Annotated in this window: 24 protein-coding genes and 1 pseudogene; 14 read left to right on the top strand and 11 right to left on the bottom strand. The window is 41.6% G+C overall.

Annotation, left to right across the window (positions count from 1 at the left end):
- The first annotated feature begins 93 nt into the window (after positions 1-93).
- Entirely contained in the window at positions 94-1,833 is a 1,740-nt protein-coding gene (locus WA1_RS28500) for an FHA domain-containing serine/threonine-protein kinase (protein WP_017747201.1), read from the top strand.
- Here WA1_RS28500 and WA1_RS61845 read toward each other — a convergent pair.
- The 4 genes from WA1_RS61845 to glyA form a co-directional block, all read right to left on the bottom strand.
- Positions 1,745-1,930, bottom strand: a complete 186-nt coding sequence (locus WA1_RS61845) for a DUF6972 family protein (RefSeq protein ID WP_419183624.1) — start codon at positions 1,928-1,930, stop codon at positions 1,745-1,747. The two genes, WA1_RS28500 and WA1_RS61845, sit on opposite strands and share 89 nt — an antisense overlap.
- Positions 1,931-1,998: 68 nt before the next feature.
- The gene (locus WA1_RS28495; RefSeq protein ID WP_017747202.1) at positions 1,999-3,264 is read right to left on the bottom strand and encodes a competence/damage-inducible protein A; all 1,266 of its coding nucleotides are present in this window, start codon (positions 3,262-3,264) and stop codon (positions 1,999-2,001) included.
- Between the two features lie 92 nt (positions 3,265-3,356).
- On the bottom strand, positions 3,357-4,400 hold the full coding sequence (locus WA1_RS28490; protein ID WP_017747203.1) for a glycosyltransferase family 4 protein: 1,044 nt from the start codon (positions 4,398-4,400) through the stop codon (positions 3,357-3,359).
- 241 nt (positions 4,401-4,641) lie between these two features.
- Complete coding sequence (gene glyA, locus WA1_RS28485; protein WP_017747204.1) at positions 4,642-5,925, bottom strand: serine hydroxymethyltransferase; 1,284 nt, start codon at positions 5,923-5,925, stop codon at positions 4,642-4,644.
- 301 nt (positions 5,926-6,226) lie between these two features.
- On the opposite strand from glyA, the gene WA1_RS28480 reads away from it, so the two are divergent.
- Positions 6,227-6,424: a hypothetical protein gene (locus WA1_RS28480; protein WP_017747205.1), complete on the top strand. Its 198-nt coding sequence runs from the start codon at positions 6,227-6,229 to the stop codon at positions 6,422-6,424.
- 84 nt (positions 6,425-6,508) lie between these two features.
- Positions 6,509-6,985: a Tic20 family protein gene (locus WA1_RS28475; protein WP_017747206.1), complete on the top strand. Its 477-nt coding sequence runs from the start codon at positions 6,509-6,511 to the stop codon at positions 6,983-6,985.
- 3 nt (positions 6,986-6,988) lie between these two features.
- On the opposite strand, the gene WA1_RS28470 is transcribed toward WA1_RS28475, so the two are convergent.
- Complete coding sequence (locus WA1_RS28470) at positions 6,989-7,762, bottom strand: fumarylacetoacetate hydrolase family protein (protein WP_017747207.1); 774 nt, start codon at positions 7,760-7,762, stop codon at positions 6,989-6,991.
- A 450-nt stretch (positions 7,763-8,212) separates the two neighbouring features.
- On the opposite strand from WA1_RS28470, the gene rpsF reads away from it, so the two are divergent.
- Together rpsF and WA1_RS28460 are read left to right on the top strand one after the other, a co-directional pair.
- The gene (rpsF, locus tag WA1_RS28465) at positions 8,213-8,539 is read left to right on the top strand and encodes a 30S ribosomal protein S6 (protein ID WP_026135077.1); all 327 of its coding nucleotides are present in this window, start codon (positions 8,213-8,215) and stop codon (positions 8,537-8,539) included.
- 276 nt (positions 8,540-8,815) lie between these two features.
- The gene (locus WA1_RS28460; RefSeq protein WP_026135078.1) at positions 8,816-9,370 is read left to right on the top strand and encodes an Npun_F5560 family protein; all 555 of its coding nucleotides are present in this window, start codon (positions 8,816-8,818) and stop codon (positions 9,368-9,370) included.
- 620 nt (positions 9,371-9,990) lie between these two features.
- On the opposite strand, the gene WA1_RS28455 is transcribed toward WA1_RS28460, so the two are convergent.
- Positions 9,991-10,344, bottom strand: a complete 354-nt coding sequence (locus tag WA1_RS28455; protein WP_017747211.1) for an STAS domain-containing protein — start codon at positions 10,342-10,344, stop codon at positions 9,991-9,993.
- Positions 10,345-10,899: 555 nt separating this feature from the next.
- Here WA1_RS28455 and WA1_RS28450 point away from each other — a divergent pair.
- Positions 10,900-11,532 (top strand): DedA family protein, encoded by a 633-nt coding sequence (locus WA1_RS28450; protein WP_017747212.1) that lies wholly within the window; start codon positions 10,900-10,902, stop codon positions 11,530-11,532.
- Between the two features lie 60 nt (positions 11,533-11,592).
- Here WA1_RS28450 and WA1_RS28445 read toward each other — a convergent pair whose 3' ends face one another.
- Positions 11,593-13,005 (bottom strand): IS200/IS605 family accessory protein TnpB-related protein, encoded by a 1,413-nt coding sequence (locus tag WA1_RS28445; protein ID WP_017747213.1) that lies wholly within the window; start codon positions 13,003-13,005, stop codon positions 11,593-11,595.
- Positions 13,006-13,059: 54 nt separating this feature from the next.
- Here WA1_RS28445 and WA1_RS28440 point away from each other — a divergent pair, with 54 nt between their 5' ends.
- A complete protein-coding gene (locus WA1_RS28440; protein ID WP_017747214.1) occupies positions 13,060-13,305 on the top strand; it encodes a hypothetical protein in 246 nt (81 codons plus the stop codon).
- A 38-nt stretch (positions 13,306-13,343) separates the two neighbouring features.
- Here the strand turns inward: WA1_RS28440 and WA1_RS60355 are convergent, their stop codons facing one another.
- A complete protein-coding gene (locus WA1_RS60355; RefSeq protein WP_017747215.1) occupies positions 13,344-13,853 on the bottom strand; it encodes a GNAT family N-acetyltransferase in 510 nt (169 codons plus the stop codon).
- A 44-nt stretch (positions 13,854-13,897) separates the two neighbouring features.
- On the opposite strand from WA1_RS60355, the gene WA1_RS28430 reads away from it, so the two are divergent.
- The 4 genes and pseudogenes from WA1_RS28430 to WA1_RS28415 all read left to right on the top strand — a co-directional run bounded on the left by WA1_RS28430 (position 13,898) and on the right by WA1_RS28415 (position 17,780).
- Positions 13,898-14,875, top strand: a complete 978-nt coding sequence (locus WA1_RS28430; RefSeq protein WP_017747216.1) for a cysteine synthase A — start codon at positions 13,898-13,900, stop codon at positions 14,873-14,875.
- A 73-nt stretch (positions 14,876-14,948) separates the two neighbouring features.
- Positions 14,949-15,259 (top strand): annotated as a pseudogene (locus tag WA1_RS28425) ((2Fe-2S) ferredoxin domain-containing protein).
- A 119-nt stretch (positions 15,260-15,378) separates the two neighbouring features.
- Positions 15,379-16,332, top strand: a complete 954-nt coding sequence (locus tag WA1_RS57335; protein ID WP_017747218.1) for a DUF5331 domain-containing protein — start codon at positions 15,379-15,381, stop codon at positions 16,330-16,332.
- 128 nt (positions 16,333-16,460) lie between these two features.
- The gene (locus tag WA1_RS28415; protein WP_017747219.1) at positions 16,461-17,780 is read left to right on the top strand and encodes a flavin monoamine oxidase family protein; all 1,320 of its coding nucleotides are present in this window, start codon (positions 16,461-16,463) and stop codon (positions 17,778-17,780) included.
- Positions 17,781-17,787: 7 nt separating this feature from the next.
- Here WA1_RS28415 and WA1_RS28410 read toward each other — a convergent pair whose 3' ends face one another.
- Together WA1_RS28410 and ygfZ are read right to left on the bottom strand one after the other, a co-directional pair.
- A complete protein-coding gene (locus WA1_RS28410; protein ID WP_017747220.1) occupies positions 17,788-18,015 on the bottom strand; it encodes a hypothetical protein in 228 nt (75 codons plus the stop codon).
- Positions 18,016-18,033: 18 nt separating this feature from the next.
- Positions 18,034-19,041: a CAF17-like 4Fe-4S cluster assembly/insertion protein YgfZ gene (gene ygfZ, locus WA1_RS28405; protein ID WP_017747221.1), complete on the bottom strand. Its 1,008-nt coding sequence runs from the start codon at positions 19,039-19,041 to the stop codon at positions 18,034-18,036.
- Between the two features lie 1,161 nt (positions 19,042-20,202).
- On the opposite strand from ygfZ, the gene WA1_RS28400 reads away from it, so the two are divergent.
- Positions 20,203-21,471 carry a thioesterase domain-containing protein gene (locus tag WA1_RS28400; protein ID WP_017747223.1) on the top strand — a complete coding sequence of 423 codons (1,269 nt, stop codon included), beginning with the start codon at positions 20,203-20,205 and terminating at the stop codon, positions 21,469-21,471.
- A gap of 293 nt (positions 21,472-21,764) precedes the next feature.
- Here WA1_RS28400 and WA1_RS28395 read toward each other — a convergent pair whose 3' ends face one another.
- Positions 21,765-22,250 (bottom strand): hypothetical protein, encoded by a 486-nt coding sequence (locus WA1_RS28395; RefSeq protein ID WP_017747224.1) that lies wholly within the window; start codon positions 22,248-22,250, stop codon positions 21,765-21,767.
- 163 nt (positions 22,251-22,413) lie between these two features.
- Between WA1_RS28395 and WA1_RS28390 the strand changes: the two genes are divergently transcribed.
- Positions 22,414-24,282, top strand: coding sequence for a serine/threonine protein kinase (locus tag WA1_RS28390; RefSeq protein ID WP_017747225.1), 1,869 nt, complete (start codon positions 22,414-22,416; stop codon positions 24,280-24,282).
- Between the two features lie 249 nt (positions 24,283-24,531).
- Positions 24,532-26,007 carry an IS5 family transposase gene (locus WA1_RS28385; RefSeq protein WP_026135401.1) on the top strand — a complete coding sequence of 492 codons (1,476 nt, stop codon included), beginning with the start codon at positions 24,532-24,534 and terminating at the stop codon, positions 26,005-26,007.
- Positions 26,008-26,071 lie beyond the last annotated feature (64 nt).

The raw sequence follows: 26,071 nt of genomic DNA, 5'->3' as shown, positions 1-26,071 counted from the left end.
TGGTCACTGGTTACTGGTCACTGGTCACTGGTTACTGGTCACTGGTCACTGGTCACTGTGGTAGCATAGATACCAAAAACCTTTGGCAGGAATATGTTGGGGGAAATATTAGATAGGCGTTATCAAATTAAGCAAGTTTTAAGTGCTGGAGGTTTTGGTCAAACTTACCTTGCAGATGATACTAAACTGCCAGGAAATCCTCAATGTGTTGTCAAGCAATTAAAACCCACATCTAGTGACCCCAACACTTTGCAAATAGCAAGACGCTTGTTTGCTTCAGAAGCACAAGTGTTACAGCAACTGGGTAATCACGATCAAATTCCCAGGCTTCTAGCTTATTTTGAGGAAAATCAAGAATTCTTTCTGGTTCAGGAGTTTATTGACGGTCAATCTTTAAGTACAGAACTAAGTTCTGGTAACTATTTTAGCGAATCAGATGTTATTAACCTGCTACAAGGAATCCTTGAACCCCTTGCCTTTGTTCATCAGCGTCAAATTATCCATCGCGATATTAAACCAGCGAATTTAATGAGACGCCGCCAAGATGGCAAAATTGTTCTGATTGACTTTGGTGCAGTCAAAGAAATAACTGTCACTCAAGTCAATCTTCAAGGATACACAACGCCAACAGTGGCTATTGGGACTGCTGGCTATATGCCGAGCGAACAAACCAAAGGAAGCCCCAGATTAAACAGTGATGTTTATGCTGTAGGAATGATAGGTATCCAAGCCTTGACAGGAATCATGCCCCATAAACTCACTGAAGACCCCGTGACAGGAGAAATTTCCTGGCGTCATCACGCACAAGTCAACCCAATATTGGCAGATATTTTAGATAAAATGGTGCGTTATGATTTCCGACAGCGCTATCAGTCAGCAGAGGAAGCATTACAAGCACTGCAATACCAACAAAATTTTTCCCAAGATGTCTCACCGACTCTCATTCCCACGCGGACGACAGGATTACACGAACTAACTTTGGAGTGGTTTGAAGACGGACAGCGCAGAACTCAAACAATTCTCGAAAATCAATCCACGAAACATTCTGATGTTTTTCGCATTGGACGCGATCCTGCTATGTGTGACCTGGTTTTGTCAGAACCAACAGTATCAAGACTGCACGTAGAAATCTTTTTTAAGACTCACCACAGGTGTTTTTATTTGCGTCCAATGAATCAGAACAACCCACCAGCGATCGATGGACAATTTTTAATAACAGGAGAAGCCTTACTTCATCAAGGTACTATTTTGCGGTTGGGGCAAATGGAATTCCGAATATCAGCAATATCCCTCAACCAGTATCCAGCAGGATATGTACCAAATCAACCTTCATCGCCGAATGTTACACCACAACAACCACTACCCTCAACACGGCGACCCCCCGCCAGCAATCCCCAGCCACCATCAGTTCCAGCTCAATATCGTCAAGAAATTCCTGCTGAACCGCCTCAGGTGCAGCCGTCTTATTCTCCTTCTATGCAGAGTGTACGCCCTCACATAGGACGGAAGTTTTGGCTGAAGTGGCTTTCGATCAATCTTGTCGGCTTTGTGTTGAGTGTTCCAGTTGGGATATTCATTTTCAAATTATTTTTCAACTCCTTACTCACCCGCATAGCATTTGGTTTCATGCTGGGACTATCCCAATGGGTGGCATTGAAAGGAGTTGTGAATAAAGCTTGGTTGTGGGCATTGTTGACTGGTGGGGCTATTACTCTTTTTAGCAGGGTTTTGTTGACTAACTCAGTTATGTTTGATACTTTCTTCGCCTGGTTAATTGTTTTACTTTTAAGTGGGGGCGTACTACTTTGGAGTTTGCGACGCGCAAATTTGTAAACTCTCCTCTTTCTATAATTGCTTGAGTAATCATAAACATTGTGGCTTCATCATTAAATACATGAGCGCTTCCTTCTTTCTCAAGTAGTCGTTGCATTTGAAGAGTCTCTGGTATATGCTTTGCGACGTGTTTTGTATCAAGCGTTAGCTCGCGATCGATTAAACTCATCTTTGGTGAGGTGAGGGGAGCAACAATTTGCGCCGTAAATTATCCAATGCAGTACACGCACTAAGATGACGGATTAAAGCTCGACCTCGCATTGCACCAAAACGATACTCAAAACTTTCTACTTCCTGGTTGGGTCCCGCTAGTCCGATATAGACTAAACCAACAGGCTTGGTTTCTGTCCCGCCTGTTGGTCCCGCAATGCCTGTAATACTCAATCCCCAAGTCGTTCCAAGGTGCGATCGCACTCCCACTGCCATTTGCTCAGCTACAATAGAACTGACCGCCCCAAATTGTGCCAAATCTTCCGACTTTACGCCTAAAGTTCTCTCTTTAACAGAGTTATCGTAAGAAATTACTCCACCCCAAAAGTACTCAGAGCTGCCAGAAATCTCCGTCAACATCTGTCCTAACCCACCACCAGTACACGATTCAGCAACGGAGAGGGTTTGCCCTGCACTACGCAATAACTCTCCCACAACTGAAGATAGGGTATCATTATCAGCACCGTAATAATCCAACCCCGCAATGTCCTTAATTTGTTGCTCAACAGGCGCAATAACTTCTCGCGCTTGGACATCCGTTGCAGCCTTAGCAGAAACCCTTAACTTCACCTCCCCCTTACCAGCATAAGGAGCGACTGTTGGGTTTGGTAAATTGAGATAAGCCGCAACTTTTTCTGCCAGGGCTGATTCCGAAGTACCCCAAAACCTTAACATTCGACTGTAAATAATTTCTTGACCCCAACCCTGACTCTTAAGGTAAGGTACAGCAGTCTCTTCCCACATCCGTTGCATTTCACTGGGTACACCGGGAAAAGTCAATATAGTTAACCCCATGCGGGGTTGCCAGATAATACCAGGTGCTGTCCCCGTAGTATTAGGTAAAATCTCTGCCCCTTGAGGTATCAAAGCTTGCTTGCGATGACCAGCAGTCATTACCCGCCCGCGTTGAGCGTATTTCCGAGCAATCTCTTCAATCACCTCCGGACATTCCGCTAAAGGAGAGTTAAAAAAAGCGGCAATGGTTTCGCAGGTTAAATCATCAGGCGTAGGACCCAACCCTCCCGTCAAAATAAGAATTTGTGCTCTTTGAATAGCAATTTCTATAACCTGCTTTAACCTCTCTGAGTTATCTCCTACAACTGTTTGATAGTAGTGGGATATACCTAGTTTAGCTAACTGCTGTGCCAAATATTGGGCATTGCTGTTAATAATATCTCCTAACAGCAGTTCTGTTCCAACACAAATAATTTCTGCACTCATGATAATGGGTTAGTTGTTAGTTGTTAGTTGTTAGTTGTTAGTTGTATTTTCTACTAACTACTAACCAATAACCAATAACCACTAACCAATCACTAAGTTTGTCGTGAAATTCTCCATACTTTCCAAGTCGCATAAATGAGCAACGAGGTAGTACCACAAGTGTAAACAATACCACTGGGGATACCAGCAAGAGCCAATGCTAAACTTCCAACCCACAGGGTCAAAGAGTAAATGAATAAAACAGTCAATCTGTGGGATAACCCAGCCCGCAGCAATCGATGGTGTAAATGACTCTTATCGGCGGTAAAAGGTGATTTACCACGGCGAAGTCGTGCCAAAATCACTGCTGACATATCCACAATTGGTACAGCTAGAATCAAGAAAGGCAGTAATACCGCAGTAGCAGCAGTTTTCACTAGACCAACTACACTCACTGCTGCTAGGGTGAATCCTATAAAATAAGCTCCGCCATCTCCCATAAAGATTTGTGCGGGGTTAAAGTTATAACGAAGAAATCCCAGTGTTGTACCAGCGATCGCGGCTGCTATAATGGCGGCGGCTGTTTGCTGCATAAATAAGGCAACAACAAGAATTACCAAAGCCGCTATTCCCGATACGCCTGCAGCTAATCCATCTAAACCATCAATCCAGTTAATTGCATTTACCATTCCTACCAACCATAGGAGTGTGATGGGTAAACTCAACCAACCTAGTTGAATCACTCCACCTGTAGGAATGCTCAAAAAATCTATGCTCACACCTGCTTTCCATGCACCAGCCGCAACAACCATTTGCATTAACAGCCGTGTTATGGGCGACAGATTTAATAAATCGTCTGCTAAGCCAATGATAAAAAAGCCCACACCGCCTAAAATCACTCCCCAAATTTGCCATTCTTTATCAGTTGGTAGATTTCCAAATCCACCTAAAAGCCAGACAATTAACAGGGAGATGATCGTACCTGCGAAGATAGAAACTCCTCCTAGTCGTACCATTGGGCGCTGATGAACTTTTCGGTCATTAGGTCTATCCACACGTCCGCTTTTGATGCCCATGTTTCTAACATCAGGTGTAGTCCAGAGAACGACTACAGCAGCAACAAGGAACGCAATCAGATGATAAATCTGAACTCGCATCTGTATTCACTATTAAGTTAGGTTCTACATTTAAAAATCCACTATGGATTTCTTTACATCTATCTACTTCATCAGCTGCGTTTTATCGACAGGGGATTTTTACAATTTGAAGGGGTCAAGGGTGAGGGAGTAAGCGCTCATAGAAAAGGGTTGAAAAAGCCCCCTCGCCCAATGGGAGAGGGGGTTGGGGGTGAGGGAAGGGATTGGGGATCTTGCAGCCCTACTCCCTATTCCCTACTCCCTAAGCTAAAGCTGGTACGGGAATTTGTAGGTGCGGATACAAGGGAAAGCGATCGCACAATGCTTTGACACGTCGCCGACAATCTTCTGCAACTGACTTGGAATCTGGATTTAACAAGCGTTCGGCAATAATATCGCCAATCTCTGTAAATTCTTCAACTCCCAGACCTCGCGTTGTCATTGCAGGAGAACCCAATCGCAAACCACTGGTTACAAATGGTGACTCTGGGTCAAAAGGCACTGTGTTCTTATTGGCAGTTATATTGACTTCACTAACCAATTTATCTGCTTGTTTACCAGTCAAACCAACAGATCGTAAATCGACTAACATCAAGTGGTTGTCAGTCCCATTTGATACTAACTTTAACCCCCGCTTTTGCAGTTGATTTGCTAAGGCACGAGCATTCTCGATCGTTTGGGCAGAGTATGTTGTAAACTCTGGCTTTAAAGCTTCTCCAAAAGCCACCGCTTTCCCAGCAATTACGTGTTCCAGCGGACCGCCTTGTGTACCGGGGAATACCGATTTATCCAACTTCTTACCTAATTCTGGATCGCGAGTCAGGATGAGACCACCACGAGGACCACGTAGAGTTTTGTGAGTCGTTGTTGTTACAACATCACAATAAGGAATCGGATTGGGATGATGACCGGTAGCCACTAAACCAGCAATATGGGCAATATCTGCTAGTAAATATGCTCCCACTTCATCTGCAATACTACGGAAATTTTCAAAATCAATGATACGAGGGTATGCAGAGTAACCGCAAATCAAAAGCTTTGGACGCTCCCTAAGCGCCAGCTCTCGAATTTGATCGAAGTCTAGTTGTTCTGTTTCTTTATTAACACCGTAGTGGTATGCTTGAAACCACTTACCAGAAACATTCACAGGTGAACCATGGGTTAGGTGTCCTCCATGAGACAAATCCATGCCCATGAATTTATCCCCTGGTTCTAGCAGAGTCAAAAACACTGCAAAATTTGCCTGTGCTCCCGAATGGGGTTGTACGTTAGCACTCGCTGCACCAAACAATTGTTTGGCACGATCTATAGCCAGTTGCTCGATTTTGTCTACGAATTCACATCCACCGTAATAACGTTTACCGGGTAGCCCTTCGGCATACTTGTTTGTTAAAACAGAACCTTGAGCCGCCAGTACAGCAGCCGAAGTAAAGTTTTCACTGGCTATGAGCTCTAAGTGATCCCTTTGGCGCTGTAGTTCTTCGTTGATTAACTCCGCGATCGCGGGGTCAGAGGATGTAAGAAAATCTGAATTAGTGAGAGTCACTTGCTGCCATCCTTAATAGAGATGTTTACGCTGGAATTTTTTCGGCCACGCAAAGCACGTGTTCTATATCCCAGAATATAAAGTTTAAGTCAAAAGTCACAAATCACTGGTCACTGGTCACTGGTCACTGGTCACTGGTCACTGGTCACTGTTAATTGTCAACGCGGTTGACAAGTTAATTAATGTATTACTTTTTACTACACAACTCAATTTCCAGCATACAATAAATTTTTAAATTAGCTTTAGTATCCCTCACTCGTACAAACGTGAGTCACTAATCAGAATTTACAGGAGGTATTGGATGCTAATGATTATGATGGAAAACCAAATATTTGCTCCTCACCAGGTTTGTCAGTCCTGTTTACTGGCTGATGGTACCGGTCAACCCCGTTGGCGTCAGGGTCAACTGCGTTGCGGTCATGCTATTCGCAATACCAACGAACAGCAGCCCGATCAGTATGAGTGTTTAATGGGTTTCCGGGTTGTTCATATTGAATAATCTGAGGTTTTACCAGAACTATTGGGTAACTGCGTTATTCTAGGGTCATGTCACTATTGAAGTTTAACTATAGGAGAACGCACGATGGCTTGGCGCGGGTCTACCACGGTTTCAGATCGCCTTTTGGCTTGTTTACCTTATTTGCTACCTCTGATTGCGGCGCTTGCATTTGGAATCTCTTTGTTTAGAGAGTTTCCAGCACTGGCTGTGCTGTTTTTGCCCCTACAGCCAGTGTTGGCAATCTACGGTATTTTAGGACCATATAGCGAACTCATTATTTTCTTCGTGTTGTTCTTTTTAGTAGTTAGAAACGAAAGAATTGCCCACTTCATTCGTTTCAATACAATGCAAGCGTTACTTTTAGACATTGTTGCTTATTTGTGCGGTATACTTTTGCGACTCGTGGCACTTCCCGGTATCGCTTTTGCAGCACAAACCCTATCGACAACAATCTTTTTAGGCATAGTCGCAGCAGTCGTCTATTCTGTTGTTCAGTCTCTCATGGGACGTTACGCAGAAATTCCTGCTATTTCTGATGCTGTTTATATGCAAGTCCGTTAGTTGTTAACGGGTTTTGACTGTGTTTTCTAACCGTCCAATCCCCTCAATTTCCACTCGGATGCGATCGCCTGAATGTATTGGACCGACTCCTAACGGCGTACCTGTGAGGACGATATCCCCTGGTAGCAGGGTCATCACCTGACTAATATAAGAGACAAGAAAATCAGGAGGAAACACCATCTGGTCGATAGTAGCAGATTGGACAGGTTCTGCTTGTTCGTTCAAAAAAGTCTGTATTCGCGCACCGGGGCTTAATTCGCGGACAACCCAAGGTCCAAGGGGGCAAAAAGTGTCAAAACCTTTAGCCCGCGTCCATTGATTATCGCGTTTCTGCAAATCCCTTGCTGTCACGTCATTAGCAATGGTGTAACCCCAAATTTTTGTTTGGGCTTCTTCCAGTGTGCAGTCAAAAGCGACCTCGCCAATAACCAGTGCCAATTCTCCCTCATAATCTACCCGTTGGGACTGGGGCGGATAGTAGATTTCTTCTGAGGAAGCAATTATGGATGTCGGCGGCTTTAAAAAGAGTAGAGGCTCACTTGGTACATCCGTTCCCATTTCAGCCGCATGTTCGGCATAGTTCTTGCCTACCGCCACAATTTTTGAAGGCGCACAGGGAGCAAGAATTTGGTAAGTGTCTGGTTCCAACACCAAATCGGTTAGTTGTCCTTCAAGCCAAGGTGGAGCATCAAGTACCTGTACTTTCAATGAGAGTTGTAACAAGCCGTAATAAATTTGTCCTTTGGGATTTTGAACTCGCACGTAGCGCTGTGCCATAAGCTTGGTTAGTTCCTTATTCAACAATTGGAACCGCCACCAGGTGAAAAATTATGATGGCGATTTATTAAAGCACTATAATTAAAAGCTGGTAAGATTATAAGTCTATGAGGGAAGTGCATTTACTCCGTGTCTTTGACCGGGTCGCACGATAATTTGAAAAAGATTTTGGGAAACTACTTTACAGTAAAGTTTTGGTTGAACCCAGAGAACAAAAACGTAAGGCAACAAGTGCAAGAAAAGCGCTTAGTAGTTACCCATGTCGAAGGTTGCAGCCATCCAGTCAGAGTATAACTCGGTTAGGCTTCATCTCAAAAATTTCCCGATTATAATCAGAAAGTATCAATTACACCTTGTTGCTTGAGGTGTTAATGAGTGCAGGATTTGTCAAAAAAAGTACCTGTACGAAATAACATCGGCAGCCATACAGCCCAAAAGGAGATCGAAACAGTGGCAACAGCTTACGAAACAATGTATATCCTGCGTCCTGACTTGACAGACGAACAAGTAGAGCAAGCGATCGCAAAATACGAAAACTTGCTGCGGGAAAAAGGATCTGAAAATATCCAAATTCAAAATCGTGGAAAGCGTCGTCTCGCCTATGAAATCGGTAGACAGAGAGACGGAGTGTACATTCAAATGAACTACACTGCGCCTGGGAATGCGATCGCTGTGATGGAACGCGCTATGCGTTTGAGCGAAGAAGTCATTCGCTACTTGACTGTTAAACAAGAAGTTCCAGAAGCAAAAGCTGAACCCGCAACGGCTGCTGCATAGTAGTTAGTAGTTAGTGGTTAGTGGTTATTAGTACTAAAATACTAAAATGGCTAACTTTTGGGGTATTTCAAGCATAAAGGCATTCGTTGCACTGTGTACGAGTGTAAAGCTTTACGACCCTACTAACCACTAACCACTAACGACTAACCCAAAAAATAGCAGATCTACGTATTGCCGATTCGTCTGGTAATGCTACATTAACTATTACTTGCCAAACTATGATTACTGTAGTAATAAATAAAGTAAAAAATATTTTTAATGGGAGCTGCAAGCACGGTGAGCCAAACTGATTCTACAATCCAAGCTCTCTCCGCTGAAGTGTCGAAGCTGCGTCAAGAATTGCAGCTTCGAGATCAACTTGTGCAACAGCTGTCTCAAGAACTCTTCCGCCTAGTGAAGGGCAATACCAATTTTATGCCCCAAACAGAGGTATCGGAGCGTCATCTGAGCCAGTTGCATGAATTGCGAGAACAACTGCAAGCTGTTGAGCAGCAGGTAACGTTTTATCAAGAACAAATATCAACTCGTGATGCTGAGATATATCAGTTGCGGCAAACAGTGCAGGAACTTACTGACCGCAGTCGTATGCTAGAGCAAGTTGTGCAAGAACTACCCCATATATATCGCCGTAAATTTGAAGAACGAATGGCTCCAGTTCGGGAAAAGGTAGCAATGCTACAACAGGAAAATCGTCAATTGCAAGCCGAGCTTCAGAGTGTCAGTTATCGTTTGGCTTTAAAAACTCGTACAGCTAGCCATAGTGGTATAGATTTGCCGAATTTTCCGCGTGCTGCATCTCCACAAAATAATATTTCAACCCAAAATGCTTAAACCAGTGACCAGTGACCAGTGACCAGTGACCAGTGACCAGTGACCAGTGACCAGTAAGAAATGACAAACGACTTAAGGTGATAACTTTTTCCCAGTTGCAGGAGATTATTTTTTTGCCAAACCATCTTTTGCCAAACCATACTTTGGAAATTTGAAGATAGAATGCACCCATTTTAAAGAATTGTTGTAGTTTGCCAAAAAGCTTTTGCATAGCGCTAATATTTGTTTGGCGCAACATATTTAAAGATGGTAATGGCTGATTAATGGAAGTTATTAATAACCAGTGGTACTTGTTGCTAAAGCTTTGCATTGTAGACAAAAGTTGTCTTAGCAAAGGACATCAGTGGGAAAAAGTTATAAAATAAGTTACACCAATTTGAACAAAGAATGCAACAGATAGTTGATTGAAATCAAGTCTAGGCATGATTTTTTCAATCCAAAATCTAAAATCCACTCATCCAAAATGGTATTAGTTAGCTCTTATCAAATGAGTTTGAACTATGAAATTACCCATTTCTTGAGATTCGTTGAGTGAATCTTTTGGATTGGATAGGCAATAATAATCTCCTGCAACATACATCAAGTACCACTTATGAAATTTGGAATCACCTACAAAATCTTTAGTTTGCTACGGTTAGACTTTTCTCATTAGGTTCAATGAAAATGTCTTCGTAGGAACTAAAGATTTCAAACACAGAATCTAATTGAGTGAGTTCCAATATCAATCTAACAGGAGGTTGCACGTTACAGATAACTAAGCGACAACCGCTTTGACGGGCAACTTTTAATCCTTGGACTAGGGAAACTAGTCCAGAACTGTCCATGAAATCAACTTTGGCTAGGTCAATGACCCAGAGTTGATTGCATTTAGGAACCACTACGGCCATTTTTTTACTAAGAGCCATTCCACCCTGCAAATCTATGCGTCCTTCGGGTTTAAACAAGATTACTTGACAGTCTGATGTGATAGTCATGAAGTTAACTGGGTAGTTGAAACATTGTACAAAAACAGAAAACAGACACAGACACTGTTTTACTTTCAACCATTAAAAATGCTGCTTTTTCACCCAATTATTTGGGAAATTGCAGCAATATGGTCAAGACTGATATTTTCAGTATCCATGCCGTATAATTTGTCCTAACTTCCCCCAATATAGGCATAACTATTTATGGATTTCGGTATCAACCGTGTCTTTTACATAATTTTTACAGGTTTTTCATCTTTTTGTAAAGTTTTTATTAAAAATTTTTATATTAGTCGCAAAATGACATTTATATGATATTGAAAGGTAAAAGCATCCTAGAGCCTTGGGACAGTAATCCTAAAAACCCGGTAACTTCATCGTTGAGCATACGAGATATCAAGCTTGACCACAGAGAGAAACCTGGTTTATTGCCCCCTTTTTGAAGAATGTGCCAACGCTCTCGTCAGCAATGGCAAGTTACACTGAGTAAATTGATTGACACATTGCATAAAAACAAGTCAACATAGAAGAGAAAGTAAAAATTTGTAAAGACGGCGGTGCTGGGTGTCTTTTGAATTCATCTCACTAGAAAACATCCAGAAGGTTGCCCACGAGTATGGCTATTGGGCAATTTTTTTGGGAATTTTGTTAGAAAATTTAGGGATTCCTCTCCCAGGCGAAACCGTGACTCTAGTGGGTGGTTTCTTGGCTGGTAGCAAGGAACTAAATTACTGGCTGGTTCTCAGCGACGCCGCAGCAGGTGCCGCGATTGGAGGTACTTGCGGTTATTGGATAGGTAGAATTGGAGGCTGGTCTTTACTTGTCAGGCTTGCCAGCATATTCAGAATTTCAGAAGCCAGAATATTGACAATAAAAGACCAGTTTAGTGAAAATGCCGTTAAGGCAGTGTTTTTTGGACGCTTTTTCGCACTGCTACGAATCTTTGCAGCACCTCTTGCAGGCATAGCAGAAATGCCCTTTGGAAAATTCTTTTTATGCAATCTAGCAGGAGCAATTGCTTGGGCTAGCGTCATGGTAACGCTTGCTTTCTTCGCTGGAAAAATAGTCTCCTTGGAACAACTAGTAACTTGGGTGAGTCAGTTTGCGATCGCAGCGTTGCTCATTCTAGTAGCCGTAATTGCGATTCCCCTGTGGTTGGAGTCACGGAAAGTGAAGGTTGGGAGCAACGAGGAGTAAAAGTTGACTATTGAACGCACCACCAACCAAATCTTACGATTATGGTTGAGGATTCTTACGCTATGAAGACAAGCTCCATAACGTCCCCAGCGTTATCGGCGTTCGCGATTTATTCGTGGAATTTCTATCTACGAATACTCTAGAGAAGGTGCTATCACCTATTAACACACAATACCAATACCTAGCAGCAATATTATATGAAGCGGAAAGATCTGCATTATAAAATTTCCCACTTGGGAACTTAGCTATAGAATAATTATTTTTATTTCGCTTGACTTTCCCACTACCATCATAAGCATAAGCAGAAGTGTATTTAGGATTGACAGCTTGAACAATCCCTCCCAACTCTGACCATCTCTGGGTTAGTGTCTCTACTATTTTTCGATGACACCAAAGATGGAATTTTTGTTTAGTTAGAGATTTCTTTCGACCTGCCTTAGCTTTCCATCCCTCAAGGTTTTCTATGACGATTACCTTGACTTTGTGGAGATTGGCAAATTCTATAATTCTCTTACTAACTTTTCTCGCTATCTCCAAATTAATATTTGAGGATTTGCGATATAGCCCTTTACAAAAACCCTTGGGCAGTTTTTTGTCTTTTCCAACTCTTGCTTGGGTTTGCTTGGATTTATGAGCTATCATCATGCGTCGTTGATTACGCTGGTCTATGTCTCTAGCTGGATTGATCAACAATCTTGCCTTTACAGTACCTTTGATATCTACGATGCTGCAAACAGCACTATTATTAATCCCTAGATCTACAGAACATACACGCTCCGATTCCTCCTTATTTACCTGAAGAATTTTTACAGGCATAGATAATTGACAAGTCTTCTTGTTGACCACTAACGTTGGAGACTGCATTTCATTGCCAACTATCAGATGCCTATTGTTACCATGTCCTTTAACTGGTATTTTATTAATCCATACCCAATCCTTACCATTCCAAACTTTGATATCTACCGAACTGTAATTTAAGCCGTAACGAACTTGTTGACCCTGATATAAGCATGGATAAGAATTACACATTGCTGTCAATCGTGGCGGTTTGGCATCGCGCCTTGAACGAATACCAGATTGCCATTCTCTGTAACGGGTCTGGAAACTGGACACTATACCAAGAGCATCTGCAATTGCAGCCCTTCTGAAATAACTTGGGAATTTTCGGAAAGATGGATACTTATAAACAACTTTTTGATAATAGCTATGTTTTGGCTCTGGATTATCTGTTGTTTTGTGTATTATCTTCTCAACACTAGCAACCCTTTCCTTTGTAGATAAGTCGGCAAGTTCTATCCAACGAGCATTTATAATTAAAACAAGAGGCTTGAGGAATCTTCGATATTCTTCTATCGTCATAATTAGCTGTTGCTTTTCTTCTGGTTTAGTCGCAAAATCCCAAACGTCAGTTCTAATTATTTCTGATAAACTCTTTTTTCTCTTGCCCTGGTTTTTTTTCTTTCTCTTGCTCATTGGTTCGACCTACCACTATAATCTTATAGTACCTAAACGTTAAGGATAAGTCAAGTGCCTATAACAGAATCACAGAAAAATTGGCAGAAGGGAAACCGTGATAAAGTCAAGAAATACGTAGCAAAATACGAGAAATCTAGAGCTAAGACCACAGTCTATTTAGAAAAATGGGTGACAGAACAAATCGATCAAGTCAAAGAGCCAGAACAAACTTATGGGAACTGGGTTCGACTCCATATTGAAGAATGGGCAAGAATCAAGTGTGGTGAGACTTCGACTTCCCTAAAGAATAAAGAATAATGTTGCTGCGCTTTTTATATTGGTTTCGCTAACCCCACCTAAAATGTAAATATCTTTATAGTATTTTTAGGTGAGGACTGCACGAAACATTTCCGTTCAATGCCAAGAGCATTTTTGGCATCTGCGATTGTTATCGTGAGCGTCATCGGAGCGGCAGGCGAAGGAATAAAACTGCATTTCTCGTAAAACAGCTTTGCTTCCTCAGAAATAGCGTGAACCAGAATAGCTCTAATACCTGCAATGGTTGCTGCTTGCAGAGTACGAAGGACGGCATCTCGCACCAAAGCGTAACCAATGCCTTTTCCTTGCCAGTTTCGATCCACCGCAAGCCGTCCAATCACTATTACAAGAATCGGGCCACACATTGAATATACATTTTTTGTATATACAGCGTCAACACAGATTTTGGCAGATTTCAAATGACCAGTCCGTGTCAAATCTTTAATACTGGTACGGGAGAATGCCACAATCAAGATATAGTCGCTAAAGCGATATCTGTCAAAGATCTGCTTTTTGATAGAAGCTCTGTAATAGCTACAACCAATCATTTATAAGTTAAGTTAATCAGAAACTGAACACGGGTCAATTTAACATGGATATAAAAAATGGTTTTGTGGGTGCTGTAGGGAACACACCACTTATTCGACTGAACAGCTTTTGTGAAGAAACTGGCTGCGAAATCCTGGGTAAGGCAGAATTTCTTAACCCTGGTGGTTCCGTAAAAGATAGAGCAGCACTATATATTATCAAAGATGCTGAAGAAAAAGGATTAATTAAACCCGGTGGTACGGTAGTAGAAGGCACAGCAGGTAATACAGGTATTGGACTGGTACATATTTGTAACGCCAAGGGCTACAAATGCCTCATTATTATTCCCGACACTCAGTCCCAAGAAAAGATGGATGCTTTGCGGGCGTTAGGCGCAGAAGTTCGCCCTGTTCCAGCAGTACCCTATAAAGATCCGAACAACTACGTCAAACTCTCTGGCAGAATAGCCTCTGAGATGGAAAATGCTATTTGGGCAAATCAGTTTGATAACCTAGCAAATCGCCGCGCTCACTATGAAACCACAGGACCAGAAATTTGGTCGCAAACAGATGGCCAAGTCGATGCTTGGGTCTCTGCAACAGGAACTGGAGGAACCTTTGCTGGTGTGGCAATGTACTTAAAAGAAAAAAATCCAGCCATCAAGTGTGTTGTTGCCGATCCAATGGGAAGCGGATTGTACAGCTATATCAAAACAGGTGAAATCAAGATTGAAGGCAATTCTATCACAGAAGGAATTGGTAACAGTCGCATCACTGCTAATATGGAAGGCTCACCATTTGATGATGCGATCCAAATTGACGACAAGGAAGCCTTGAGAGTGGTTTATCAGTTGTTGCGAAAAGATGGCATATTTATGGGGGGTTCTACAGGTATTAACGTTGGTGCTGCTGTTGCTTTAGCTAAACAGATGGGACCGGGGCATACTATTGTTACCATCTTGTGCGATAGCGGTTCTCGCTACCAATCACGAATTTTCAACCTCGAATGGTTGGAATCTAAGGGGTTAGTGATTAGTGGTTAGTGGTTAGTGGTTAGTGGCTAGTGGTAAAACATACTTGAACAACTAACAACTAACAACTAACAACCAGCCATTTATGTCTCAACCAGTAACGCCACAATCAGATTCTTCTAAATGCGTCCGCGTTTGCCAAAATCGCGCCTGTCGAAAGCAAGGTGCAGCAAAAGTTTTAGCTGCGTTTGAAGCACAGCTAGTTTCTGGGGTGACAGTGTCCGGTTGTGGCTGTTTGGGACAATGTGGTAATGGACCTATAGTTTTGGTATTACCTGAAAGGATTTGGTACTGTGGTGTTCGTCCCAACGAAGTACCTCTACTGGTAGAACAGCATCTACAGACTGTAAAAGAGTGACACAGATGCTTTATCATCAATTTCATCAGCATAGTTAGTAGTTGGTGGTTAGTAGGAGCGCAAGACTTTGCGCCCGTACTAAACAAGGCATTGCGCCCTTACAGTGGTTCAAACAACTAACCACTAACCACTAACCACTAACCACTAACCCCTATCAATGAATATTCAGCAAATTCGCCAGTCTTTGAAACTCAAGTGGGTGAATTACTACTACAAAAATCGTTCGTGGCTAGTAAAAGTACGGGTTTGGGGAACGTATGATGGTTTACGTCGCCCTTCCTCTAGTTTTATTTTGGCAACTCTGTTTATTTTGGAACCCCAACTTGAGCAACTTCTTCCTTTTCTTGTAGAACTGAATAACGATCCAGATGAAATTGTGTCAGCTTTAGGGCTTAACTTTAACCCTGAGGAGCATTTACACTCAATAAATTTGGATCGATCTATGGTAGAAGACCAAGTTTCCAATGTTTCTTTACAAGAGACATTACTCAATGGAAAATCTTTAAATCCCAGTGTAGTCGCCACTGAAGTAGAAAGTAAAAGCCAATCTCTGGCTTCTGTGGAAGTCATGACTGAAACAGTATATGAAGAAAATCCTCTAACTCCTAGTGTAGTTACCATCAACGACGAAAGTCAGAACCAGTCTTTACCATTAGGGAGTGCTTGTGTTTCTCTCAAAATAGAAAGTGAAAGCGACACAATACCGTCAGATGCAGTTGCGACTCCTCCTGTAGAAAGCAAAAATACACCTATTCCATGGGTTTCCTATTTTTCCCAGGAGGTGATGCTTCAAGGCAAATTTTTTCAGTCTGTTGACATCCCCACAGACTTGGAAGTTAAAAAAAATTCTATATCTTCTTTTGCGGTTGCTACACTTGACCGGGCAAGCAATAGTAACTGTATACCAACTATTGCGCTTTTCGATAGAGAGGAGCAGAGGGATTGTGAACCACACTTTGCCATGGATACCGATGTGGAAAGCAAAAGCTCGTTTGTGAGAATACCAGAGGAAGGTTGTCACAAACAAGAGAATTTAGTGCCGACAAATCGAGTGCGTCATTTAGCAGATTGGATAGATGGCTTTTGTCAAGGTAAGGGAGTGAGGGAGTAGGGGGTAGGGAGTAGGGAAGAATAATTTTCATAATTGTCCCTCAATCCAAAATCCAAAGTCCAAAATCTAAAGTCCAAAGTCCAAAATCTAAAATCCAAAATCCAAAATCCAAAATCCAAAATCGTGTAATGGATGTAGAGATCGCAATTGTAGGTGCAGGTATTTCCGGTTTAAGTGCGGCTTGGGAACTGTACAAATTAGGTATTGAATCTTTAGTCGTATTAGAAGCCAATTCGCGAGTGGGTGGGCGGACTCTCAATTATCCCCTGACATCAGGAGGTTATGTTGAACAAGGCGGGACTTGGGTGGGACCAACTCAAACAGCTTTGCTTACTTTAGCTGCAGAAATGGGCATAACCACTAAGAGAGGAAAGTTGGAAGGTCAAACACTTTATGGCTTTCGGCAAAAATGGACAATGCTCGAAGCGTCCCCAACATCTGAATCGGAAATTGCTCAACAGGATTTTGCTCAAGCAATGGCAAAGTTTGAAGCCTTATGCTTGACAGTCCCTGTGGAAACCCCTTGGGATTCCCCTGATGCGATCGCATTAGACTCCATAACAATGGGTGCTTGGATTGAGCAAAACACAACAACAGATGAAGCCAAAGCTTGGTTTGAGGGATGTGTGCGCCAAATCTTGAGTGGCGATCCCAATCAAGTTTCCTTTTTATGGATGCTGCATTTTGTCCATACAGCAGGATTTTACGATCTTCTGGAAACAGCTGAGGAGTTTTGCTTAGTTGGAGGGACGCAACAAATTTCCTTGAACATAGCAGAACGTTTGGGAAAGAGGGTTTTGCTTAATGCGCCCGTGACTGAAATATCAGGTTACAATGGTTCTGTGGTTCAACTGGTTTCAGAGTATGGGGTTGTCCGTGCTCAACAGGCGATCGTGGCAATGATGCCCAAGAATATAGCTGATATTCAATTTTATCCTGCCCTACCTCTTATACACCGCCAACTCATTGAAGGGTGGAAGACAATGAGTTGGGTAAAAATTCACGCTGTTTATGAAAAACCTTTTTGGCAGGGACAAATTACCACTGGTCATTTTCTCAGTATTGATACCAAAATTGAGGTGATTGATATTTCACCAGAAGATGGCAGCAAAGGAGTCATTGTTGGATTGTTAGCTCCCGATTACTCCAATCTACCAGAGTCAGCACGTAAAGAAATTTTCTTGGCGTTTCTTGGGCAAACTTTTGGTCAGGCTGCACAACAACCTTTAGAGTTAGTAGAGTTTGATTGGAATAACCAACCTTGGACGGGAGGATGTATTTCTGCACTACCACCAGGTTTGCTAACTAAAGCAGGTTCTGTCCTTAATAGTCCTGTAGGGCGAATTCATTGGGCAGGTACAGAACGTTCTAGTATTTGGGTTAACTATATTGAGGGTGCCATTCGTGCTGGGCAAAAAGCTGCACGTGATGTTGTTGCTTTGTTATAGGAAGGAATTAAACAGAAAAAGCTATTTCTGCAGCTTGTGGCAATTCAATAGGCACAAAATAAACTACTGGATAAAGATAATCTTCTCCTGATTCATCAATAATTCGTAACAGTCGATGTTCATTAGCATAATTATCAGGGAGCACCTGATATATTTTCCGCACTTCCAATGAAGCTGGATAATCGTCGTTCCTAATGCACACGACAAATTGTACGTCTAAATAATGTAGACTCATAACTATCTGCCTCTGTTCTCATCCCTCTGGATACTCGTGAGAAACAAAAGGCACTTCAACTATTTCACCTTCGACATCTCCCACATAAACTTTTAAACCCGCACCACCAGCCTTAGTGCGAATGTAACCCAGTCCAAAATGGCCTTCAAGAGTTTCAGCATAACTCGTTAGCTTACCAACTTTTTCATCTCCAATAGTAATTGGACTGCCTGGTTCAGCAGGAGCGATGAGACGTATACCCCAAAGATGTTGTTTGACACCTTTATAAGTGTTTAATCGAGCAATGGTTTCTTGTCCTATGTAGCAACCTTTGTTCAGAGAAATAGTTTGCCACAGTCCTACTTCTAGGGGGTTGTAATCTTCAGTGAGTTCTTGGTCTGGTGCTGGTCGTCCTTGTAATATTCGCAACATATTCCAAGCGCGATCGCTTAACGGTATTGCCCCATTTTCAACAAGTTGAATCCAAACTTTCTCTCGTTCGGCAATTGGTAGAATCAAAGTATACCCAGGAGAAGCCAAACCACTCCCAACAGCAACTGTAATATTCTTGTCTTCTCCACCAGAGACAGGGATAAGCAGATGAGTTCCGTAAGGTTGACCGATAATTGCGCCAGCCCCTAGTTTCGCGATCGCAGCATCACTTTTTAGTCCCAGTACACTAAAGGTAGCAGTTTCGTCAGTTACATCTGTTAATTGCACTTTATCAGCAAAGAAGATGTAGCGATCCAACCATTGCATCAAAAATTCGCGGCGATTTGGCGAAACGAGGAGTAATACCGCGTCATCTTGGACATACGCTGTCACTAGGTCGAGGGTGCGAGCGGTAGAATTTACAAACACCGTGTCGCAGCCTTGTCCTGGTTTCAGCTGCTGAATATTATTGGTACTTTGATTGTGCAAAAAGCGGAGGCGATCATCATCTGAGATTTTTATCCGTCCCCATGGGGTGCGATCGCACACTGCAAACCCTTCTTGCACTGCTTTAATAGCTGCTGCATCATTGACATCAATTGCAGATGTAGCCATGGTGATGAGGAGTCCCGCTTTTCATGTTTTTGTCATGAAAATCTTATCAGATTTGAGTTTTCAAGTTCAATAGCCACTGAAATTACAGGCAAGCCATTTTGACCTTCGTAAGGGATTAAAGCAAGAGTAGTGGGTGATAACTACTATTTCCGACAAAAGTTAATCATTACTTAATCATTTTTCTGGACATAACTACAGGTTTTTTTTCCATTATAAATTGATGAAAGCTTGAAATTAAAAATTCAATAACAGATTATGAGAATGGGATCAGAAAAAAATATTCATTAAATCCCAAAGACAAATAATCAAAACTAGGAGTACATCACCATGAATAAAATTACAATTTTCCAACTGCATACTGTTGATGCTAACTCTATCCAAGAGTAGACAGATGCTGAGATTGATGCAACACAAGGTGGATAGACATTACTTATAGCCTTAGCATTAATTCTAAAAACTTTACTATCCTTGGTCAAGCTGAGACCTATCGTTCTTCCAATACTGTGGGGAAAAAGATCCTACAAAACTTATTGGGTGGGATTTTTTTACAAGTGTCTTGAACTCAAGTTCAGCCCTGAAGCTAAAATCCATGAAAACGGGTTGAAATCTTTGCCTTGTCTTGTTTTTCACTACATTTTATTGATGGATTTTTACCTTGTCAGATGAAAATATTTTTGAGACATAAGTGTTTTCATTATCTAGTTAAAAACAAGGTCTTTCAAGTTCATCAGTAAACCCAAAAGTCATAAAAAAGTTTAGAGAGTATGATAAAAATCTATCAAAAGATAGATGTTGAAGGGACAGTGTCCACGCTGAACACGATGCTTTCCTGGCAAAAAAAACGAATTCTTCTTAATTTGGATAAGAACATAAATAATGCAATATTAGTCTGTAGCTTAGTGTTACCCAATACTGAAAAGAAAATTTTTTATCCATGAAAAATCTTTCTTAATGACTTACGTTTTAGTTTGTTTAAGTGCTAATTCCCACTTATAACTGTCTTGTCTAAATTATCTGTTGAAAGCAATAAGCCTGAAGTCAAGCTGAGAACATAGAGAGTCAACAACAAAGATATCAACCACAGTATTACCGCTCTTTCCCCAGCAACAAGGACATAACCAGCGTTAGAGTTCCAAAATAATAGTGCTAAAAGGTATTACAATGAGAAACCCAACCAATTCCACGACTAAAGCTACAGAAATCGAGACAGAGCTTTCTAGTACTAAAGCTATCGAAGAAACGGAAACAAGCGAAATAAATTCCCGTGACGAGATAGAACGCCAACTAGTGCAGATTTGGGAAGAAGTTTTAGGTATCCAATCTATTGGCGTGAGGGATAATTTTTTTGATTTGGGTGGAGATTCCTATGACGCTGTACCTCTGTTTACACAAATTGAGAAGAGATTTGGTAAAAAACTTTCTATGGCTACTCTCTTCAAAGCAGATACGGTGGAAGCTCTCGCTAAAACCATCTATCAAGAAGAATTAGCAGTTGATCATCAAGGTTTGACATCAGCCAAAGTGTTGACGACTGATTTCTCAACTGTTGAGACTCAAGATAGATTAAACGGCTCTTGGTCATCTTTGGTAGAGATTCAACCCAATGGTTTTAAACCTCGTTTATTCTTAATTCACCCACTTGGCGGAGAGGTTTTGTGTTACCGTCAACTGTCCTTGTATCTGGGAGATGATCAACCAGTTTATGGGTTACAACCACAAGGACTGGATGGAAAACAACCTCTGTTGACTCGGGTTGAGGATATGGCATCACGTTACATCGAAGCGATTAAAACCTTTCAGCCCCAAGGTCCTTATTTTATAGGAGGCTACTCCTTTGGAGGGATTATTGCTTTTGAAATGGCTCAGCAACTTCATTCTCAGGGTGAGAAACTGGGTACTCTTATCATGATTGATAGCTGCCGTCCGGGTTTTTGGACTTTATTACCATTCTACAAACGAATTTTCTTGCACTTAAGGAATTTTGTACAAAAAGGACCTACATACTTTTGGCAAAAGATTGGCAGCTGGTGCGCGTGGGGTATATCTAGGCTAAAACACAAATTCCAGTTTCATGTGAACGTTGCGGAGCGTTTACCTGAGACTGACAAACACTTAGAGATCTTAAGTGTTAATGCGATGGCTTTCAGCGAATATACTTATAAAGTTTACCCAGGTCAGTTAACACTTTTACGGACTGAGGATCGGAATCGGGACGCGTTTTTTGACTGTGTAGGTAAAATATACGATCCTCTATTTGGTTGGGATGATGTCGTGACTGGCGGAATAGATATTGATTCCATTCCTGGCTCTCACCATTCTTTACTCGACGAACCCCATGTACGGGTGGTTGCAGAGAAATTGAAGTTTCAGCTAGAAAGCGTTTATAACAGGCATGAAGACAAAGCATCATCATTTATCAAGAAAGTTTGATATGATTTTCAAGTTGTAGTGTTACCCGGACAAGTTATCGTCCGGCTGAAACGGACTCAACCCTACTGACCATATTTGGGTGCTGCTGGCTGGAAGAACCCCATGTACGGGTGCTAGCTGAGAAATTAAAAAACTGTTTGGAAAATTTATAATTCTTAAAGGAATTGGGGAATGGGGAGTGGGGAGTAGGGAGTAGGGGCAAGATTCCTCTGCCCATGGGCGCTCCTAAGGCATTCTCATGCGGAGCCACCAGAGCGAGAAATCCCCACTCCCTACTCCCTATTCCCCACTCCCTAGTTCGGTAAATTTACAAACACCCCTTCAACGACCTCTTTAGTCTTAGTTTCTAAAATTTGCCAGTCCACATCACCCGTTTCATCGATTAAACTGGTATCTATCTCAACTTTTTCACTTCCTGGTATGTAGTTACGAAAACACACTTGATAACATAGTTCCCACAAATCAATACTGACTTGCTGCTCTTGACGCTGCAGACACAAATGATATCCTGGATGGGGCATGGGTAAAACGGAGAGTGTTTCTCTGATTTCCAAGGCTTGCTCTGGTGTTGCGGCTTCCAGGTCTTGCAGGAGCTGAGTCACTATAGCTTGAGTCTCATCGGTAGTGCCAGTAGGCCAAATCAAGACATCTTGATAAGCTCCTGTCCAAGACGATACATCCAGCAGCTTGCGAATATTATCGACAACTCGAATAAAAGCTGGTTGCATGAGGATTTCTGCCTGCTGCCATGCTACTGAGTCATTTATTTTAGGTGGCATTGGAATTCACAAAGGTTATTGAAAGAAAAATTAACAACGTGTATTTATTAAAAAACTAGGTTTTACATCCAAATCTTTTCCCAAGATAGCGGATTTTATCGAGGAATATTTGGAGATATTGATTACGCTCTTTTAAATCGGGTGTGAACACTGGGGAGTGAAAATGATAGGCAAATTACTAGATCACCGTTACCAAGTCATTAAAGTCCTTGCTACAGGAGGCTTTGGTGAAACATACATTGCTAAAGATACCAAGCGACCGGGCAGCCCCGTCTGCGTTGTCAAGCACTTAAAGCCTGCGAGTTCTGACTCCAAAGTGTTTGACACTGCCAGACGGCTGTTCCATAGTGAAGCCGAAACTCTGGAAAAATTGGGCAACCATGACCACATACCTCGGCTTTTGGCTTATTTTGATGAAAACCAAGAATTTTATTTGGTACAAGAATTTGTTGAAGGGCATCCCCTCAGCGATGAATTGCATCCGAATCGTCGCTGGAGTGAAAGCCAAACGATCGCGATGCTACAGGAAGTTCTCGGTATATTAAAATTTGTCCACGGTCAGGGCGTTATTCACCGTGACATCAAACCAGATAACATTATCCGTCGCTCTTCTGATGGCAAATTAGTTTTAGTTGACTTTGGGGCAGTCAAGCAATTACGCGTCTCTTCTGGATATTCTGCCCATACGCAATTGTTTACTGTTGCGGGAAACCATTCTGCTACGGTAGCGATTGGGACTCCCGGTTATATGCCCACAGAACAAGGACAAGGAAAACCCCGCCCTAACAGCGATCTTTACTCCTTGGGTATTATTGCTATTCAAGCGCTGACGGGTGTTGCACCAATGGATTTGCAAGAAGACACCTACACGGGGGAAATTTTATGGCAGCATTTAGTTCCTGTCAGCAATAATTTTGAAGCAGTTTTAAGCAAGATGGTGCGATATCACTTTAAAGATCGCTACCAAAGTGCATCGGAAGCCCTTCAATCGTTACAATTGTTTGCCCCGGCGTCTTCAGCACCTGTAGAATATGTTAACAATTCTACAAGCTCCCAAGCCATCAAGTATTCATCTCCTGAATCCCGACAGAAAACGATCGCCGTAGCCCCATTAAATCCCGTTGCTCGTTCACCAATAGCAGCTGCGCCTAAATCGACACCCAAAAGTTCTAGCGGACCAGACCTACTACAGCTATCAATCTTAGCTCTTTTAGCCGGTGGCGCTGCTGCGATTACCCCAACTGTGGTGAAAAACGTTCAAAATGTTGTCTCTAATTTTGTTGATAATGACGCAACAAAATCAGCACAAATTTGCTTGGCTGTTATTAAAGAAAATTCAAATATTCGGTCTGAACCTAGTAACCTTTCGGATAGCGTTATAAAAACTATTACAAAAGATAGTCATTTTGAAGTGACAGGTTTGCGAACAAAACGCGGTTGGGTACAACTTAAACTCGATCCTAAAACCTCAGGTTGGGCGCATTCCGATGTCATTAAAAATAATGAACTCTGGGTTGATTGCCTCCGAGACAAAGGAACTGCAGTTAAAACAGAGGATGATGACGATCTCATTACAGTCCGTTCTGTTCCCAAAGCAAAATCAAAACCAGATGTAAAGCCAAGCCCATCATCTTCAGAAGATTTGCTGAAAAAATTACAGGGTACGTATGTTGACGATCCTAAGATTTTAGAACAAGCAAGAAAGAAGTATGAATCGGGAGATTTACCGGGTGCGATCGCATTACTAAAATCTGTTACGTCTAACGCTCCTGCTATCCAAGAAACAACAGAAATGGTCGCTCAATGGCAAAAGGATTGGGCTAAAGCAGAAGCCCTATTTAAAGATATTGATACAGCGATTGGCGAAGGACAATGGGATAAAGTTTTAGGCTATAAAGACGAGCCAGAAAAATTACCCAACATTCAGTATTGGCGAGATAAAATAGATCCTCTCTTTAAACAAGCTGCTGATAATTTAGTCAAACAAGAACCGCCTAAAACAAACCCTCAAGAATCAAATGCTGAGCGTTAAATTTGTTAGTTGTTAGTTGTTAGTTGTTAGTTGTTAGTTGTTAGTTGTTAGTTGTTAGTTGTTAGTTGTTAGTTGTTAGTTGTTAGTTGGTATCGGTTAATAATTAGGGCTTGCTGAAAAAGAAAAAAAGGAGACAGTCTCTAAATTCTCAGACTATAGAAGTATATTCAGGTGCAAGAGAGGAGGGTAGAATAGCCAAAAATGCTTGCATCACTGCGATCGGCAGCATCAAGTATGCTGTTAGTAACCATGTACCGAAAACAGGGACAAACTTCAATCCCAACTGAAAACTTTGAACTCCCGTTCGAGGGCAAGTTATCAGAAGATAATCGTTGGGTAATGATGGCTGCTTTCATTCCTTGGACAGAATTTGAAGAAGAATATTCTTCATTTTTCTCAGTAGAGATGGGAGCACCTGCCAAATCTTTTCGGATGGCATTAGGGGCATTAATAATCAAAGAAAAGTTGGGGATAAGCGATAGAGAAACAGTAGAGCAAATTAAAGAAAATCCTTATCTACAGTACTTTATAGGAATGTCATATTATAGTAATGAAGCTCCATTTGATGCATCAATGTTGGTACATTTTCGGGAAAGAATTAGTGTGGAGCTTGTTAACAAAGTGAATCAAGAAATGGTGAAGAAGATGCTAGAAGCAACATCTTCTAAACTATCTGAAAAAAAAACAGAATCACCAGAAGAAGAAGGTGAGACACCCAAAAATCGGGGAAAATTAATAATAGATGCAACTTGTGCTCCGGGTGATATCAGCTATCCGACAGATTTAGAGCTACTCAATCAAGCAAGAAAACAGACAGAGAAAATTATAGACTTACTTTACGAACAGACTTTGGGTCAATTAGAGAAAAAACCAAGAACCTATAGAGAGAGGGCTAGAAAGGATTATCTAGCAGTCGCTAAAAAACGTCGCGTTTCCCAAAAAGACAGGAGAAAAGCAATTAGAAAACAACTTCAATATATCAAAAGAAACTTATCTCATATTGAACAGCTAATTATTTCAGGAGCCTCTCTGGAAGATTTAAGTCACAGACAATATAAGATGTTGCTTGTAGTTGCAGAAGTCTACCGTCAACAACTCTGGTTGTATGAAAATAAAAAACAGAGTATTGACGACCGCATTGTCAGTTTAACCCAACCACATATCCGTCCAATTGTCCGAGGGAAAGCTGGTAAATCGGTAGAATTTGGGGCAAAATTGTCTGCTAGTTGCTTTGAAGGATATATATTTTTAGACCATATAAGTTGGGATAATTTTAATGAATCAGGAGACTTAAAAGCTCAAGTAGAAGCCTTTAAAAATTACACAGGGTACTATCCAGAATCTGTTCATGTTGATAAAATTTATCGCACAAGAGAGAACCGAGCTTGGTGTAAAGAAAGAGGTATTATAATGAGCGGACCTCCTTTAGGAAGACCCCCAGCTAATGTTAGTAAAGAAAAAAAGAAACAAGATTTAGAATCTGAGAGAATTCGTAATTGTATTGAGGGAAAATTTGGACAGGGGAAAAGAAGATTTAGCCTCAATCGCGTGATGACGAAACTTGCTCATACTTCTGAAACTGCAATTGCTATTACTTTTTTAGTGATGAATCTTTCTACTCAGCTCTCGCGGCTATTTTATGCTTTTTTATGTCTATTTTTTAAAACTACACCTTTTTCCCCATTTACTATTATTGAAAATAATCAGTCCTTAAATCATAGATAGCATCTGCTTATATTAGACCCTTGTTGAGTAACTAATCAATTCTTATCTTGCTGTTTTCTGACTT

This window comes from Scytonema hofmannii PCC 7110 (assembly GCF_000346485.2).
Classification (GTDB): domain Bacteria; phylum Cyanobacteriota; class Cyanobacteriia; order Cyanobacteriales; family Nostocaceae; genus Scytonema; species Scytonema hofmannii.
Note: the sequence above shows the minus strand (reverse complement) of the source record. Positions and strands in the feature narration are given on the sequence as shown.

Excerpts from the sequence above, each read along its gene's own strand:
- WA1_RS28455 (WP_017747211.1), bottom strand. The coding sequence starts at position 10,344 with ATGACTATCACATCAGACTGTCAAGTAATCTTGTTTAAACCCGAAGGA.
- WA1_RS28385 (WP_026135401.1), top strand. The coding sequence starts at position 24,532 with ATGTACCGAAAACAGGGACAAACTTCAATCCCAACTGAAAACTTTGAA.
- WA1_RS28495 (WP_017747202.1), bottom strand. The coding sequence starts at position 3,264 with ATGAGTGCAGAAATTATTTGTGTTGGAACAGAACTGCTGTTAGGAGAT.
- ygfZ (WP_017747221.1), bottom strand. The coding sequence starts at position 19,041 with ATGGCTACATCTGCAATTGATGTCAATGATGCAGCAGCTATTAAAGCA.
- WA1_RS28400 (WP_017747223.1), top strand. The coding sequence starts at position 20,203 with ATGAGAAACCCAACCAATTCCACGACTAAAGCTACAGAAATCGAGACA.
- WA1_RS28445 (WP_017747213.1), bottom strand. The coding sequence starts at position 13,005 with ATGAGCAAGAGAAAGAAAAAAAACCAGGGCAAGAGAAAAAAGAGTTTA.
- WA1_RS28500 (WP_017747201.1), top strand. The coding sequence starts at position 94 with ATGTTGGGGGAAATATTAGATAGGCGTTATCAAATTAAGCAAGTTTTA.
- WA1_RS28390 (WP_017747225.1), top strand. The coding sequence starts at position 22,414 with ATGATAGGCAAATTACTAGATCACCGTTACCAAGTCATTAAAGTCCTT.
- WA1_RS28470 (WP_017747207.1), bottom strand. The coding sequence starts at position 7,762 with ATGGCACAGCGCTACGTGCGAGTTCAAAATCCCAAAGGACAAATTTAT.
- WA1_RS28430 (WP_017747216.1), top strand. The coding sequence starts at position 13,898 with ATGGATATAAAAAATGGTTTTGTGGGTGCTGTAGGGAACACACCACTT.
- WA1_RS61845 (WP_419183624.1), bottom strand. The coding sequence starts at position 1,930 with ATGCAACGACTACTTGAGAAAGAAGGAAGCGCTCATGTATTTAATGAT.
- WA1_RS28395 (WP_017747224.1), bottom strand. The coding sequence starts at position 22,250 with ATGCCACCTAAAATAAATGACTCAGTAGCATGGCAGCAGGCAGAAATC.
- WA1_RS60355 (WP_017747215.1), bottom strand. The coding sequence starts at position 13,853 with ATGATTGGTTGTAGCTATTACAGAGCTTCTATCAAAAAGCAGATCTTT.
- WA1_RS28410 (WP_017747220.1), bottom strand. The coding sequence starts at position 18,015 with ATGAGTCTACATTATTTAGACGTACAATTTGTCGTGTGCATTAGGAAC.
- WA1_RS28490 (WP_017747203.1), bottom strand. The coding sequence starts at position 4,400 with ATGCGAGTTCAGATTTATCATCTGATTGCGTTCCTTGTTGCTGCTGTA.
- WA1_RS28480 (WP_017747205.1), top strand. The coding sequence starts at position 6,227 with ATGCTAATGATTATGATGGAAAACCAAATATTTGCTCCTCACCAGGTT.
- WA1_RS28475 (WP_017747206.1), top strand. The coding sequence starts at position 6,509 with ATGGCTTGGCGCGGGTCTACCACGGTTTCAGATCGCCTTTTGGCTTGT.
- WA1_RS57335 (WP_017747218.1), top strand. The coding sequence starts at position 15,379 with ATGAATATTCAGCAAATTCGCCAGTCTTTGAAACTCAAGTGGGTGAAT.
- WA1_RS28415 (WP_017747219.1), top strand. The coding sequence starts at position 16,461 with ATGGATGTAGAGATCGCAATTGTAGGTGCAGGTATTTCCGGTTTAAGT.